Below are 13816 nucleotides of genomic sequence, written 5' to 3' on the forward strand. Positions count from 1 at the left end.
TTGTGATGTCCACCGCATCGGCTTTTAATCCCACCAGCGGATCGCGCATCTTTGATCCGTCGCTGATTCAGCACGCCCGCCCCTCTTTTATGGATCAGATGGGACTGCCGCGTAACCGGCTTAAGGCGCATAAGTTGATCACCGACGGCATGGATGTCGGCATTGTCGAACGCGCCGCCACGATTCTGAAAGCGACGCCGATCGACATCGCGCAAATGGTCTCGATTGACCGCAACACCTACCGGCGCCGCGAGAAGTCTGGATCGCAGCTCTCGGTCGAACAGGGTGCACGCATCTATCAGGTGTTTGAAGTGCTGGATGCGGTGATCCAGCTGTTCGCTGGCGATCCGGAAGTGGCGATGCACTGGATGTATCAGCCTGCACTGGCGCTCGACAACGCGCAGCCGATTAACATGCTCAGTACGCCCGCCGGCTGCGATGCGGTGCTGACGCTGATTGGCCGCCTTGAGCACGGAGTGATTGTCTGATGACACGACGGAAGGATCCGGCCGCACCCGTCAGGGTGTTCTATCGAATTGTCAAAGCGGAGTACGCCAGCCAGGCGTTTAACGGTGCTGGCGCAGAAAAATGGGGTGGCCGCTGGAATCCGCCCGGGATGAAAGCGGTTTACCTCAGCAGCTCAAAAGCGCTGGCGACGCTGGAACTGGTGGTGCACGCCGGGAAAACGCTGCTGGAGCAAAGCCGCTTTGTGGTGTTTACCGTGGCGGTACCCGAGTCCGACATCATCGCCCTCGACAGCAGTAAACTGCCGGCCGGCTGGGAAAAATATCAGCAGCAGGAGGAGACGCAGGCCATCGGCGCGGCGTTTCTCGATCCGCACAACGGCTTTCCCCTGCTGATGACGGTACCCAGCATCCTCACCGGCGAAGATAATGCGCTGTTTAACCCCGATCATCCGGGCGCGGCCGCGCTGATTGCCACAGCGACCTCCGCACCCTTCGCCATCGATCGCCGTATCAAAGACGATCCGTAAACGCTCTAGCGGCACTGGCTGGCACAGTTTTGTACGCAAATCTGCGCCAGCGAGCCACAGCCGCCGCCGTTGTCATTCTTGCACTGCGATTGCTGCACGTAACAGTTCTGCTGACAGGAAGAGACATCACACTTCGCTGCTACCGGCGTGAGCTGCGGCACATCCCCTTTTCTCTCCGGCTGCCACGGTGTTTGCGCCGCTGCGCTCAGGCTGCCCAGCAGAAATAACATCGTTATCCACTTCATCATTCAGTCCTCGCAGGATGGATGTAGAGAGTATGAACGCTGGCCGGATGATTGCCAGCGTGAAACCTTTGGTTCACCTTCCCCCGGATGACGCCCTGTTAAGGTGCAGCATCTGTGCCCATTGCCGAAGCAGCGTCTGACCCAACCAGAATAGAAATCATTATTTTCAATACTTTAACTCACCATCATCCTGACCCTGCAAGATGGTACAAAAGTTGCAGGGCTTAGGGTGCACAGTAAAGGAGACGGTAATGAAAGCGATTGTGATTGGAGCGGGTATCGGCGGCATGAGCGCGGCGCTGGCGCTGGAAAAAGCGGGTTTCAGCACCGCAGTGTATGAAGCGGTGAAAGAGATGAAACCGGTCGGCGCGGCCATCTCTATCTGGCCTAACGGCGTGAAGTGCCTCAATGCGCTGGGTCTCAAGGCACAGCTGCGCGCGCTCGGCGGCAATATGGCGTTTATGGCTTACAACGATGGCCACAGCGGCAGCACCCTGACCCGCTTCAGTTTGTCACCGCTGGTGCAGCAGGTCGGCGAGTATCCTTATCCGGTCGCACGCGCAGAGTTACAGGCGCTGCTGATCGACAGCTACGGCCGCGAACGCATTCGCTTTGGCAAACGCGTTGTGCGAGTGGAGCAGCATGCCAGCGGCGTGACCGCCTGGTTTGATGACGGCAGCCAGGCTGAAGGGGATTTTATGGTGGCCGCCGACGGCACCCACTCGGTGATTCGCCATCACGTGCTGGGCGAACACGTCGAGCGCCGCTACGCAGGCTACGTCAACTGGAATGGCCTGGTCACTATCGATGAAAGCATCGCGCCCGCCGATCAGTGGACCACGTTTGTCGGCGAGGGCAAGCGCGTCTCGCTGATGCCGGTGAGCGGTAACCGCTTCTACTTTTTCTTTGATGTCCCGCTGCCGAAAGGGCTGGCGCAGGATCGCGCAACGGTGAAAGACGATCTGCGCGGCTATTTTGCCGGCTGGGCCGAGCCGGTTCAGCGGCTGATCGCCAGCATTGACGCACAAACCACCAATCGCGTGGAGATTCATGATATCGAACCCTTCAGCCGCTTTGTCAGAGGACGTGTGGCGCTGCTGGGGGATGCGGCACACAGCACCACGCCGGATATCGGTCAGGGCGGCTGTGCGGCCATGGAAGATGCGGTGGTACTGGCGCAAACCCTGACTGCACATTCGCTGGGCATTGAGGATGGCCTGCTGCGCTATGAGGCGCGGCGCGTGGCGCGCACCCGTGATTTGGTGCTGAAAGCGCGCAAGCGTTGTGATGTCACCCACGCCAAAGATGCGGCGGTCACCGCGGAATGGTATGCCGGACTGAAAGAGGAAACCGGCGAACGCGTGCTGGCCGGCATGTGTGACACCATTGAAGGCGGTCCGCTGGGATAAGCGTGCAGGCCAGCCAGCTGCACCGCTGGCTGGCCCTTCGGTTACGGCGCGTTACGCCTCGTCGAGGCCGCGGTGTTTCAGCATCGGCCCGATGTCCGGCGCTTTACCGCGCCAGGCCAGCCACAGATGCTGCAGATCGCTGCTGTTACCGCGCGACAGAATCTGCTCACGGAAGCGCTGACCATTTTCGCGCGTCAGACCGCCCCGCTCGACAAACGCCTGATAACCATCGTCGGCCAGCATCTGCGTCCAGATATAGGCGTAATACCCGGCCGCGTAGCCGCCACCCCAGATATGACGGAAGTAGCTGGAGCGATAGCGCGGCGGCACGGCACTCAGGGCAATATTCTCCGCCGCCAGCGCCTGCTGCTCAAAATGGCTGACATCCTGCGGATTATCGTGCGGTGACAGCGAGTGCCACTGCAAATCAAGCAGTGCCGCCGCCAGCAGTTCGGTCATGTCATAGCCTTTGTTGAATTTCGCTGCGCGCACCATTTTGTCGCGCAGCGCAGCGGGCATCGCTTCACCGGTCTGATAATGACGTGCATAGTGGGCAAACACCTGATCCTGACTGGCCCAGTGTTCGTTGATTTGCGACGGAAACTCGACAAAATCACGCGGTGTGGCGGTGCCGGACAGGCTGGCATAGCGCTGGGTGGCGAACAGGCCGTGCAGCGTGTGGCCAAACTCATGGAACAGCGTGATCACCTCATCCCAGCTGAGCAGTGCCGGCTGACCGGGCTGCGGCTTGCTGTAATTGCAGACGTTGTAAATCACCGGCCGGCTTTCCAGCAGCGTCGACTGGTCGACGAAATTGCCCATCCATGCGCCACCGCTCTTGTTATCCCGCGTGAAGAAATCGGTGTAGAACAGCGCTAACGGCGCACCGTCGGCATCGAAAATCTCATAAACGTTGACGTCCGGATGGTAGACCGGCAGATCGTGGCGCTGTTCAAAGCGAATGCCATACAGCTGGCTGGCACACCAGAACAAGCCCTTTTCCAGTACAGTGTTGAGCTCAAAATAGGGGCGGATTTGCCCTTCGTCCAGCGCGTATTGCGCGGTGCGTACCTGCTCCGCGTAGTAATTCCAGTCCCAGGCGCGCAGCGGGAAGCTGTGGTTTTGGTCGGCGATCAGCTGCTGAATATCCGCCGCTTCTCGCCCGGCGCGCGCCGTCGCGGCGGGCACAATGTTGCGCATAAAGGACTGGGCGGCTTCCGGCGTTTTCGCCATCTGATCCTGCAGGCTCCATGCTGCAAAGCTGTCGAAGCCCAGCAGACTGGCCTGCTGCGCACGCAGTTGCGCCATACGCGAGACGATGGCGCGCGTGTCGTTGTCGTCACCCTGTTCGCTGCGCGTCAGCGCCTGCTGAAACAGCGCTTCGCGCGTGGCGCGCACCGTCAGCGACTGCAGCACCGGCTGCTGGGTGGTATTTTGCAGAGGGATTAGCCATGCGTCGTGCAGCCCGCGCGCCTCGGCGGCATCCTTCGCCTGTGCCAGCGCCGCCGGCGACAGGCCGTCCAGCGCCGCCGCGCTGCTGACGGTATAAGCCGCAGCGTTAGTTGCTGCCAGCAGCCGGTTACCGAAACGCGTGCCCAGACTGGCCAGCTCCTGATTGCAGGCGCGCAGTTGCGCTTTATCGCTCTCACTCAGGCTGGCACCGGCCAGCTGGAAGCGCTGCCAGGTGACTTCCACCAGACGCATCGCTTCGGCATCCGGGCACTGCGAACCGCGCTGCTGATAGACGCTGTCGAGCCGCGCAAACAGCGCCGGGTTAAGGTAGATTTCGTCATTGAGCGCCGTCAGCTGCGGGGTGATCAGCTCGTCAACCTGCTGGAGTCGCTCGCTGGTATTGGCTGAGGTCATCGCGGCAAAAACGGGGTACACCCGATTTAGCAGGCTACCGCTGCGCTCCAGCGCTTCATAGGTATTAGCAAAGGTTGCCGGCTCGGGGTTGCTGGCAATGGCCGCCACTTCCTGGCGCTTTTCGACGATTCCGGCTTCCAGCGCCGGCAGGAAATGCGCTTCGTCGATCAGATCAAACGGCGGTGTCTGGTACGGCAACGGGCTGACGTTAAAAAACGGATTGGCACGTGAAGTCATTATCGCTCCTGATAATCAGCAACGCCGCAGCCACCTGCGGCGGGATGCTTTTATCCTGGCAGTTTCGTCGCCTGGCAACAACCTTGCGCGTGCGTATGGCTTTCGCGCTGCCACACGCACTTACCGTTGACCCAGGTTTGCGCGATGTTACGGTCATCACCCAGCGTCATCAGGACAAACAAACGCTGATGGATATCGTCGCTGTTGGCCATGCGCAGCTGCTGCAGCGGTGATACGGCAGGATCGATCACCACAAAATCCGCCTCTTTACCGGGGTTGAAGTTGCCGATTTTGTCATCAAGATCCAGCGCATGGGCGCCGCCCAGCGTGGCGTGGTAAATCGCTTCTGCGGCACTGAGTTTGTACTGCTGCAGCTGCCCCACCTTATAGGCTTCACCCAGCGTCTGCAGCATATTGAAGGTGGTGCCGGCGCCGACATCGGTGCCCATGCCCATGCGCACGCGCTGCTGCCAGCGGCGTTTAAGATTGAACAGTCCGCTGCCGAGGAACAGGTTGGAGGTCGGACAGAAGGCCATCGCCGAGTCGGTGTCGTGCAGGCACTGCCATTCGCGATCCTCCAGATGCAGGCAGTGGGCAAATACGCTGCGTTTGCCGGTGAGCTGATGCTGGTGATACACATCAAGATAACCGTCATGGGCGGGAAACAGCGTTTTTACCCAGGCGATCTCCTGCTGATTTTCGCTGAGATGGGTATGCAGCCAGGTGTCGGGAAACTCGTTTTTCAGCTGCTGCACTTTCTCCAGCAGCTGCGGCGATGAGGTCGGCGCAAAGCGCGGCGTCAGCGCATAACCGAGACGCCCGCGCTGGTGCCAGCGCTGAATCAGCTCACGCGTCTGCTGATAACTTTGCGCCGGCGTTTCGGTCAGTTCCGGCGGTGCGTGACGATCCATCATTACCTTGCCGGCGATCAGCCGCATCTCCAGCTGTTCGGCGGCGCTGAACAGCGCGTCTACCGATTGCGGATGCACCGTACCAAACACCAGCGCAGTCGTGGTGCCGTTGGCCAGCAGCTGTTGCAGGAAAAACGCTGACATGCGCGCCGCGTGCGCCGCACAGTGATACTGGCTCTCGACCGGAAAAGTGTACTGATTGAGCCACTCCAGCAGCTGTTCACCGAATGCGCCGATCATTTCGGTCTGCGGATAGTGAATATGGGTATCCACAAACCCCGGCAGGATCAGCTTGCCGCGCAGATCGATCACCTGCGTTGATTCCAGGTGTTGATGTGCCGGCTGCCAGCGCTCCAGACTCACCACTTTACCGTCGCGCAGCGTCAGCAGACCGTCTTCAATATAGCGTGCCTGGTCGGCGAAACCATCGGGCTGGTCAGCCAGCGCGGGGAAATCAAAAAAACTGGCGCGCAGGCGGATTACAACAGAGTCAGACATGACGCTTCCTTCAGGGTGTAATGCAGGTTTCAGATAGATATAGCAAAGATATTGCAAACCGCATGCCAGGCAAGTCCACCCAACAATCACTTTAAATTCAGATAAATACCCAATTTCAGCGCGATTATCGTCGCAAAAATTGCAGGCAATCGTATGCGTAACCGATTGCCTGTTCGTGGTATTGCGCTTGCGCATTGCGCTGGCGTTATACGCCGGGAAAATGTGCCTGATCGGGCACGCTCATGGTGCAGGGCCGCACCGAAAACGTGCAGGAAAGATTCTGCAACACGCCGCTCACGCTTTTCATGAGCGCCGCTGCGGGGTTAATGCTAAGGTGTGGCAGAGAACCTGAAATTGTATAAGGAACAGTGAGATGATTATTTTTGTTACCGGTGCTACTGCCGGTTTTGGTCAAAGTATCACCCGCCGCTTCATTGCTAAAGGTCACAAAGTGATCGCCAGCGGACGCCGTGCTGAGCGTTTGCAGGAATTAAAACAGGAACTGGGCGACAACCTGTACACCGTGCAGCTGGATGTGCGTAACCGCGCGGCTATCGAAGAAGCCATCGCCGCCCTGCCCGCCGAATGGCGTGATATCGATGTGCTGGTTAACAATGCCGGGCTGGCGCTGGGCGTCGAACCGGCGCATAAAGCCAGCGTTGAAGACTGGGAAAATATGATCGACACCAACAACAAAGGGCTGGTGTATATGACGCGCGCCGTGCTGCCTGCCATGGTAGAGCGCAACGTCGGTCACATCGTCAATATTGGCTCGATAGCCGGCAGCTGGCCGTACGCCGGTGGCAACGTGTACGGGGCAACCAAGGCGTTTGTGCGCCAGTTCAGCCTCAACCTGCGCACCGACCTGCACGGCACCGCGCTGCGCGTTACCGATATCGAGCCTGGCCTGGTGGGCGGCACCGAGTTTTCGAACGTGCGCTTCAAAGGTGACGATGGCCGCGCGGATGCGGTGTATGAAGGCACCACCGCGCTGACGGCGGAAGACGTGACGGAAGCGGTCTATTGGGTGACCACGCTGCCGAAGCACGTCAACATCAACACGCTGGAAATTATGCCGGTGACGCAAACCACCGCCGGACTGAAAGTGTTTAAAGGATAAGCAAGCTGCGCGTGGCGGCCCGTCGGGTCGCCCTGCACGGCCGGTTCAGGCCTTGCCCCAGCCGATAACGATAATCAGCATGCCGCTGAACGCCACCAGCGCACCGACCCAATCCCACGCACTCAGTTTGACGCCATCGACCAGCCGCAGCCAGATTAGCGCCGTTAACACATACACGCCGCCATAAGCCGCATACACCCGGCCACTGGCTGCCGGATGCAGGGTCAGCAGCCAGACAAACAGCGCCAGGCTGGCTGCGGCCGGTAATAATAGCCAGGCGCTCATGCCGCGCTTCAGCCACAGCCACGGCAGAAAACAGCCGGTGATCTCGGCAATCGCAGTGATAAAAAACAGCAGCGCGGTTTTCACCAGCATACAAAGTCTCTCTGATCGTTAAACAAACCGCTCACCGCTGGTGAGCAAAGAAGCAGCGATGATATACTGGCAGACAGTGTTGTGACAGCCGCCCTGCGCGCTGTGCTGGAGTTAACGAAAGGAAATGACGATGAAAAAACTGTTTTCCGCCCTGCTGGCTACCACGCTGACCGCCAGCGTAATGCTGACTGCGCCGCTGGCTGTCGCTAAGACGGATCGCCTGATTATTGAAGATGGCAACAACGCGGCCAGTAACGAGGCGGCGCGTCAGAGCAAAGAGCAGTGGAACGATACGCGCAACCTGCGTAACAAGGTGAATACCCGCGTGGAGAAAGAGTTCGATAAGGCAGACCGGGCCTTTGATACCCGCGACGCCTGCGAAAAAAGCTACAACGTTAATGCGTACTGGGAACCGAACACCCTGCGCTGCCTCGATCGCCGCACCGGCCGTCCGCTGGCGCCGTAATGCGCGCCAGCTGCTATAGTTTTCACGGGAATGACGCAACAAGGAGTGAGTGATGAAAAAACGTAATGCAGTTGTGTTGCTAATGGCGCTGGCGCTACCGCTGGCGGTGCAGGCGTCCTGCGAAAGCGTGCGCGCCGACATCAGCAAAAAGATCATCAACAATGGCGTGGCGGAATCGGATTTTACGCTGGATATCGTGCCGAACGATCAGGTTGATCAGGCAGGCGGTCAGGTCGTTGGCCACTGTGAAAACGACACGCAGAAAATCGTTTACAAGAAAAACGGCCGCGATGCGGATAGCAGCGTGCCGGACAGCGCGGGCAGCTCGCAGGATGCTCCCGCACAGTAACCTCTTCGGGCGGCTGGTCGGCCGCCCTGCTTTATTCCGCCTCCGGCCGCTGACGCGGCATCAGCCACGCAATCCACAACGTCAGCAGCGCAATCAGCAATGCCACCACAAATACCCAGTGCAGCGAACTGGCAATCTGTCCGGTCCAAAAGTGTAACTGTTCCTGCGGCAGCGCCTGACGGCTCTCCGGTGCCATAATTTTCTGCATCGGATCGCTGGCCTGCGGCAGCCGCAGCGACAGGTTGAGATTGAGCACCGCGCCCATTATCGCGGTGCCGATGGCTGAACCCAGCATACGGCTGAACATGATCGAGGCGGTGCAGATGCCGCGAATTTCATAGTGCGCATGATTTTGTACCGAAACCAGAAAGGTGGTGCTGGTCATGCCCATCCCGGTGCCAATAACAAACGCCGTCAGCCCGGCCTGCATGATGCTGCTGTCGGCGCGCAGCAGCAGTAACAGCGCGCTGCCGGCAATCAGTAAAAACGCGCCGAGCTGCGCGGTAAAACGATACGAGGTGATCAGCATCAGGCGCCCGCTGAGCGTACTGGCCAGCGGCCAGCCAATTGACATCATCGCCAGCGCGCTGCCCGCCTGCAGCGGCGTGCCGCCAGTAATGCCCTGAATCCACGTCGGCAGAAACGCGCTGATGCCCATCATGGTGGCCCCGATAATCAGGTTCCCGGCATTACCGGCCACAATCAGGCGGCTGCGCCACAGCGCCAGCGGAAACAGCGGCGCATCGGCCCGCTGCTCGTGATGTTTCAGCCGCCAGCCGGCCAGCAGCGCCAGCGCCAGGAACGGCACCAGCCAGAAACCCAGCGCTTCCGCCTGTAACAGCGCCACCAGCAGTGCGGTGACGCTGATCATCAACCAGCAGCTGCCGGTCAGATTCAGCGTTGCGCCCTGATGCTGTTCGCGCGCCGGCAGAAAACGCGCCAGCAGCAGCATGGAGAGCAAACCAATCGGCACGTTTACCCAGAAAATCACCGACCAGTTAAAGTGCTGAACCAGCCAGGCGCCGCTGAGCGGACCGATGACGGCCGCGACACCCCAGACGCTGGAGAGCCAGCCCTGCACGCTGGCGCGCTCGCGCGGCGAGTAAATGTCCGCCACGATGGTGGTGGTCAGCGGCATGATCGCCCCGGCACCCAGGCCCTGAAAGGCACGAAATACAATCAGCCACGTCATACTATGGGCAAAACCGCACAGCACCGAGCCCAGCAAAAACAGCGTTACGCCGATGAAAAATAATCGTTTGCGGCCCCAGATATCCGCCAGTCTTCCGTACAACGGGACGCTTACCGCCTGCGTCAGCAGATAAATAGAAAACACCCAGCCAAACTGCGCGAAACCGCCAAGATCGGCAATGATGGTTGGCATGGCCGTGGCCACAATGGTGACCTCAATGGCAGCCATAAACATCGCCAGCATGCAGGCAATCAGAATCCAGTGGCGATGTTCCGTTTGTATTTGTGCGCTTTCAGTCATACGTCTCCCTTTTTCTTACAAGGCTAGTCGAAATTTCGCCGACTCAGTTTCCTCTGTGTGCGCCTATTTGTGACAATGTCACCTATCTTGATGAAATTTTTTTATTGTAGAGCGACACCTTATTTCATGCGGGTTTCGCTTAGTTTTACCGCTTTTGTATCTACCTGATTTTGCCGTGAAAACTGGCAATGATCATCAAGCGTTGCTATAGCTCTAAAGGCAGTTTCTGGTTTTTCACTGTGAAAAAGCCGGGAAACAGTCATTTTAACTGCAATTTGACAGCGTGCTGGATTTTCGTCTGTGTATTGCACCGCATAACGCCGGTACGCTGAAAATAACGTCATAAAATCAATCGATTTTTTCAATCAGGGAGACGCACGCTATGCACAATGCATCGCTCGCCCGACGTGCCGGGCTGGCACTGCTCGCCATCGTGGTGGTGATAGCCCTGCTGGTGTGGGGATTAGGGCTGGATACGCTGCGCGACCGCAAGGTGGATTTACTCTACCTTGGGCAGCAACACCTGTACTTAGTGTTCTGGTCGATGTTATGCGCTTTACTGGTTGGCATCCCGAGCGGGATTTTGCTCAGCCGTCCCTTCGCCCGTCGCTGGGCTGAATATGTGATGCAAATCTTCAACGTCGGTAACACGCTGCCACCGCTGGCTGTGCTGGCGCTGGCGATGGTGATTGTCGGCATTGGCGATCGCCCGGCGCTGATCGCCTTGTTCCTCGCCTCGCTGCTGCCGATTGTGCGCAACACCTATGCCGGTCTGAGCGCGGTGCCGCCGTCGCTGATTGAAGCCGCCAACGGTATCGGCATGACCAAACTGCAGCGGCTGCGCCGGGTTGAACTGCCGAATGCGCTGCCGGTGATCCTGGCCGGGGTACGCATCGCGACCGCGATTAACGTCGGCACCGCGCCGCTGGCCTTTTTAATTGGTGCCAGCAGCTACGGCGAGCTGATTTTCCCCGGTATTTATCTCAACGACTTCCCGACGCTGATCCTCGGCGCAGTGGCCACCGCCCTGTTTGCCCTGATCCTCGACATGCTGCTGGCAGCATTGGGACGCGTCCTCAGCCCGCACTCTGCGGCTTAACCCGGAGCATGTAATTATGGCCACTGCTAATCTGCTGGCGCGCTGGGTCAAACGCACCGCGCTGGTCCTGACCGCCACCTTAACCCTCAGTCACAGCGCGCTCGCCGCCACGCCCATCGTGATGGCGACCAAAAGTTTTACCGAGCAACATATCCTGTCTGCCATGACGGTGATGTGGCTGCAAAAGAAAGGTTTTCAGGTCATCCCGAAAACCAACATCGCCACCACCATCGGGCGTAACGCGATGATCAACAAGCAGATTGATATGACGTGGGAATATACCGGCACCTCGCTGATTATTTTCAACCATATCAACAAGCCGATGTCGTCCGAAGAGGCGTACAAAACCGTTAAACAGCTGGACGCGAAGCTGGGACTGGTTTGGCTCAATCCTGCCCCGATGAATAACACCTACGCGTTTGCCATGCAGCGCCAGCGCGCTGACGCCGAAGGCATCAGCACCATGTCGCAGCTGGTGGCGAAGCTGGAACAGGTACGCAACACCGATCCGGATCACAACTGGAAACTCGGTCTCGATCTGGAATTTGCCGGCCGCTCGGATGGTCTGAAACCGCTGCAGAAAGCTTACAACATGCCGCTGGATCGCCCGCAGATACGTCAGATGGACCCCGGCCTGGTGTATAACGCGGTGCGCGACGGCTTTGTTGACGCCGGACTGATTTACACCACCGATGGCCGGGTAAAAGGCTTTGATTTGAAAGTACTGGAGGATGATAAGCACTTCTTCCCAAGTTACAACGTCACGCCGGTGGTGCGTCAGGATGTGCTGGAAAGCCATCCCGGCCTTGAGGCTGCGCTTAATCAGCTGTCACCGCTGATCACCGATGAGGCGATCACCGAGATGAACAAGCGCGTCGATATCGATCACCTGTCGCCGCAGCAGGTGGCGCGTGATTTCCTCAAATCCAAAAACATGCTGTAAGGAGGCGCAATGGATACCCTGCATTACATCATGGATAACTGGAACACCCTGCTGGCGCTGACCTGGCAGCATACCTGGCTGGTGTTGGTGGCAGTAGGTTTTGCCATCCTCGTCGGTGTGCCGCTGGGCATTCTGATTGTCCGCTTCAAATGGCTGGCAACACCGGTGCTGGGCATCGCCACCATCGTGCTGACCATCCCGACCATTGCGCTGTTTGGTCTGATGATTCCGCTGTTTTCACTGATCGGTCAGGGGATTGGCGCCCTGCCGGCGATTACCGCGGTGTTCCTCTATTCACTGCTGCCGATTGTGCGTAATACCCATACCGCGCTGGAAAATCTGCCGCCCGGGCTGCGCGAAGCCGGTCGCGGTATCGGCATGACCTTCTGGCAGCGCCTGCGCTGGGTGGAAATTCCGATGGCGCTGCCGGTGATTTTTGGCGGCATCCGCACCGCGGTGGTGATGAACGTGGGCGTGATGGCGATTGCGGCGGTGATCGGTGCCGGCGGCCTGGGCCTGCAACTGCTGGACGGCATCAGCGGCAGCGACGTGCGCATGCTGATTGCTGGCGCACTGATGATCTGTTTACTGGCGATTATTCTTGACTGGCTGCTGCACCGTCTGCAGTCGGCGCTGACTCCTAAGGGGATTCGATAATGATAAAACTGGAAAACCTGACGAAAACCTTTACGCAAAAAAACGGCACCACATTCAATGCCGTCGATAACGTCAGCCTGGAAGTGCCTGCCGGGGAGATGTGTGTGCTGCTGGGCCCGTCCGGCTGCGGCAAAACCACCACGCTGAAGATGATTAACCGTTTGATCCCCGCCAGTAGCGGGCGGATTTTAATTAATGGCGAAGACACCAGCGGCCAGGATACCGTCACGCTGCGCCGCAACATCGGCTATGTGATTCAGCAGATTGGTCTGTTCCCGAACATGACCATTGAAGAGAACATTACCGTGGTGCCGCGCATGCTGGGCTGGGACAAAAAACGCTGTCGGGAACGGGCGACGGAGCTGATGAGCATGGTGGCGCTTGACCCGACGAAGTTTCTGCATCGCTACCCGCGTGAGATGTCGGGCGGCCAGCAGCAGCGCATCGGCGTGATCCGCGCGCTGGCGGCGGATCCACCGGTACTGCTGATGGATGAACCGTTCGGTGCCGTCGATCCGATCAACCGCGAGGTGATTCAGAACGAGTTCCTCGATATGCAGCGCCAGCTGAAGAAAACCGTGATGCTGGTGAGCCACGATATTGATGAGGCGCTGAAACTCGGTGACCGCATCGCGGTGTTTGGCCAGGGCAAAATCGTGCAGTGCGCCAGCCCGGACGAACTGCTGGCGCAGCCGGCCAACGAATTTGTCGGCTCGTTCGTCGGTCAGGACCGAACGCTGAAACGCCTGCTGCTGGTGCAGGCGGGCGACGTCACCGATCAGCAGCCGACCATCACCGTGCAGCGCAGTACCCCGCTGCAGGAGGCGTTCGCGACCATGGACGACAACGACATGCGTTCGGTCACGGTGGTCGACGAAGATGGCAAACCGCTGGGCTTTGTCAAACGTCGAGAAGCGCGCGGCGCCACCGGCCGCTGCGAGGAGATGCTGCACACCTTTAAGGTCACCGGCAAAGCGGAGGAGAACCTGCGCGTGGTGTTGTCGAAGCTGTATGAACACAACACGGTATGGATGCCGATTGTCGATGAGGAAGGTCGCTACAGCGGCGAAATTTCGCAGGATTACATCGCGGATTACCTCAGCTCCGGCCGCACGCGCCGTCGTCTTAACCCGTAATCCCGACCGAACCGCGCCA

Annotated in this window: 16 protein-coding genes; 10 read left to right on the top strand and 6 right to left on the bottom strand. The window is 58.8% G+C overall.

Annotated elements, in window-relative coordinates:
- The first annotated feature begins 5 nt into the window (after window positions 1-5).
- Together H7K56_RS01395 and H7K56_RS01400 are read left to right on the top strand one after the other, a co-directional pair.
- Window positions 6-488 carry an Xre family toxin-antitoxin system antitoxin gene (locus H7K56_RS01395; protein ID WP_021506062.1) on the top strand — a complete coding sequence of 161 codons (483 nt, stop codon included), beginning with the start codon at window positions 6-8 and terminating at the stop codon, window positions 486-488.
- Window positions 488-994, top strand: a complete 507-nt coding sequence (locus H7K56_RS01400) for an RES family NAD+ phosphorylase (protein ID WP_031279110.1) — start codon at window positions 488-490, stop codon at window positions 992-994. The genes H7K56_RS01395 and H7K56_RS01400 overlap by 1 nt, the downstream gene beginning before the upstream one ends.
- A gap of 5 nt (window positions 995-999) precedes the next feature.
- Here H7K56_RS01400 and H7K56_RS01405 read toward each other — a convergent pair whose 3' ends face one another.
- Entirely contained in the window at window positions 1000-1242 is a 243-nt protein-coding gene (locus H7K56_RS01405; RefSeq protein ID WP_371221050.1) for a hypothetical protein, read from the bottom strand.
- 248 nt (window positions 1243-1490) lie between these two features.
- Here H7K56_RS01405 and hpxO point away from each other — a divergent pair, with 248 nt between their 5' ends.
- The gene (gene hpxO, locus H7K56_RS01410; RefSeq protein ID WP_058774691.1) at window positions 1491-2648 is read left to right on the top strand and encodes an FAD-dependent urate hydroxylase HpxO; all 1158 of its coding nucleotides are present in this window, start codon (window positions 1491-1493) and stop codon (window positions 2646-2648) included.
- Between the two features lie 51 nt (window positions 2649-2699).
- Here the strand turns inward: hpxO and dcp are convergent, their stop codons facing one another.
- On the bottom strand, window positions 2700-4751 hold the full coding sequence (dcp, locus tag H7K56_RS01415; protein ID WP_150361030.1) for a peptidyl-dipeptidase Dcp: 2052 nt from the start codon (window positions 4749-4751) through the stop codon (window positions 2700-2702).
- Between the two features lie 50 nt (window positions 4752-4801).
- On the bottom strand, window positions 4802-6160 hold the full coding sequence (gene guaD, locus H7K56_RS01420; RefSeq protein WP_150361031.1) for a guanine deaminase: 1359 nt from the start codon (window positions 6158-6160) through the stop codon (window positions 4802-4804).
- Between the two features lie 373 nt (window positions 6161-6533).
- Here guaD and ydfG point away from each other — a divergent pair, with 373 nt between their 5' ends.
- Window positions 6534-7280, top strand: a complete 747-nt coding sequence (gene ydfG / locus H7K56_RS01425; RefSeq protein WP_059008794.1) for a bifunctional NADP-dependent 3-hydroxy acid dehydrogenase/3-hydroxypropionate dehydrogenase YdfG — start codon at window positions 6534-6536, stop codon at window positions 7278-7280.
- A gap of 45 nt (window positions 7281-7325) precedes the next feature.
- On the opposite strand, the gene H7K56_RS01430 is transcribed toward ydfG, so the two are convergent.
- Window positions 7326-7652, bottom strand: a complete 327-nt coding sequence (locus tag H7K56_RS01430) for a YnfA family protein (RefSeq protein ID WP_031279118.1) — start codon at window positions 7650-7652, stop codon at window positions 7326-7328.
- Window positions 7653-7785: 133 nt separating this feature from the next.
- Here H7K56_RS01430 and H7K56_RS01435 point away from each other — a divergent pair, with 133 nt between their 5' ends.
- Window positions 7786-8121, top strand: coding sequence for a DUF1283 family protein (locus H7K56_RS01435; RefSeq protein ID WP_058758533.1), 336 nt, complete (start codon window positions 7786-7788; stop codon window positions 8119-8121).
- Window positions 8122-8173: 52 nt separating this feature from the next.
- Complete coding sequence (locus H7K56_RS01440) at window positions 8174-8470, top strand: DUF1161 domain-containing protein (RefSeq protein ID WP_058769782.1); 297 nt, start codon at window positions 8174-8176, stop codon at window positions 8468-8470.
- Window positions 8471-8501: 31 nt separating this feature from the next.
- Here H7K56_RS01440 and H7K56_RS01445 read toward each other — a convergent pair whose 3' ends face one another.
- Together H7K56_RS01445 and H7K56_RS01450 are read right to left on the bottom strand one after the other, a co-directional pair.
- Window positions 8502-9962 carry an MDR family MFS transporter gene (locus H7K56_RS01445; protein WP_058774695.1) on the bottom strand — a complete coding sequence of 487 codons (1461 nt, stop codon included), beginning with the start codon at window positions 9960-9962 and terminating at the stop codon, window positions 8502-8504.
- A gap of 119 nt (window positions 9963-10081) precedes the next feature.
- Complete coding sequence (locus H7K56_RS01450; protein ID WP_125308735.1) at window positions 10082-10327, bottom strand: hypothetical protein; 246 nt, start codon at window positions 10325-10327, stop codon at window positions 10082-10084.
- 17 nt (window positions 10328-10344) lie between these two features.
- Here H7K56_RS01450 and H7K56_RS01455 point away from each other — a divergent pair, with 17 nt between their 5' ends.
- The 4 genes from H7K56_RS01455 to osmV are packed head-to-tail and all read left to right on the top strand — an operon-like array spanning window position 10345 to window position 13797.
- The gene (locus tag H7K56_RS01455) at window positions 10345-11061 is read left to right on the top strand and encodes an ABC transporter permease (RefSeq protein WP_021506071.1); all 717 of its coding nucleotides are present in this window, start codon (window positions 10345-10347) and stop codon (window positions 11059-11061) included.
- Window positions 11062-11077: 16 nt separating this feature from the next.
- On the top strand, window positions 11078-12004 hold the full coding sequence (locus H7K56_RS01460; RefSeq protein ID WP_150361032.1) for a glycine betaine ABC transporter substrate-binding protein: 927 nt from the start codon (window positions 11078-11080) through the stop codon (window positions 12002-12004).
- Between the two features lie 9 nt (window positions 12005-12013).
- Entirely contained in the window at window positions 12014-12661 is a 648-nt protein-coding gene (osmW, locus tag H7K56_RS01465; RefSeq protein WP_021506073.1) for an osmoprotectant ABC transporter permease OsmW, read from the top strand.
- The gene (gene osmV, locus H7K56_RS01470; protein ID WP_021506074.1) at window positions 12661-13797 is read left to right on the top strand and encodes an osmoprotectant ABC transporter ATP-binding protein OsmV; all 1137 of its coding nucleotides are present in this window, start codon (window positions 12661-12663) and stop codon (window positions 13795-13797) included. Before osmW ends, osmV begins: the two co-directional genes overlap by 1 nt.
- Window positions 13798-13816 lie beyond the last annotated feature (19 nt).

The organism is Pantoea dispersa (assembly GCF_014155765.1).
Taxonomy (GTDB): Bacteria; Pseudomonadota; Gammaproteobacteria; order Enterobacterales; family Enterobacteriaceae; genus Pantoea; species Pantoea dispersa.

Bases quoted from the DNA above. Each gene is read 5' to 3' on its own strand.
- dcp (WP_150361030.1), bottom strand. From the start codon at position 4,751: ATGACTTCACGTGCCAATCCGTTTTTTAACGTCAGCCCGTTGCCGTAC.
- H7K56_RS01395 (WP_021506062.1), top strand. From the start codon at position 6: ATGTCCACCGCATCGGCTTTTAATCCCACCAGCGGATCGCGCATCTTT.
- ydfG (WP_059008794.1), top strand. From the start codon at position 6,534: ATGATTATTTTTGTTACCGGTGCTACTGCCGGTTTTGGTCAAAGTATC.
- osmW (WP_021506073.1), top strand. From the start codon at position 12,014: ATGGATACCCTGCATTACATCATGGATAACTGGAACACCCTGCTGGCG.
- H7K56_RS01440 (WP_058769782.1), top strand. From the start codon at position 8,174: ATGAAAAAACGTAATGCAGTTGTGTTGCTAATGGCGCTGGCGCTACCG.
- H7K56_RS01445 (WP_058774695.1), bottom strand. From the start codon at position 9,962: ATGACTGAAAGCGCACAAATACAAACGGAACATCGCCACTGGATTCTG.
- guaD (WP_150361031.1), bottom strand. From the start codon at position 6,160: ATGTCTGACTCTGTTGTAATCCGCCTGCGCGCCAGTTTTTTTGATTTC.
- H7K56_RS01455 (WP_021506071.1), top strand. From the start codon at position 10,345: ATGCACAATGCATCGCTCGCCCGACGTGCCGGGCTGGCACTGCTCGCC.
- H7K56_RS01400 (WP_031279110.1), top strand. From the start codon at position 488: ATGACACGACGGAAGGATCCGGCCGCACCCGTCAGGGTGTTCTATCGA.
- H7K56_RS01435 (WP_058758533.1), top strand. From the start codon at position 7,786: ATGAAAAAACTGTTTTCCGCCCTGCTGGCTACCACGCTGACCGCCAGC.
- hpxO (WP_058774691.1), top strand. From the start codon at position 1,491: ATGAAAGCGATTGTGATTGGAGCGGGTATCGGCGGCATGAGCGCGGCG.
- H7K56_RS01405 (WP_371221050.1), bottom strand. From the start codon at position 1,242: ATGATGAAGTGGATAACGATGTTATTTCTGCTGGGCAGCCTGAGCGCA.
- H7K56_RS01460 (WP_150361032.1), top strand. From the start codon at position 11,078: ATGGCCACTGCTAATCTGCTGGCGCGCTGGGTCAAACGCACCGCGCTG.
- osmV (WP_021506074.1), top strand. From the start codon at position 12,661: ATGATAAAACTGGAAAACCTGACGAAAACCTTTACGCAAAAAAACGGC.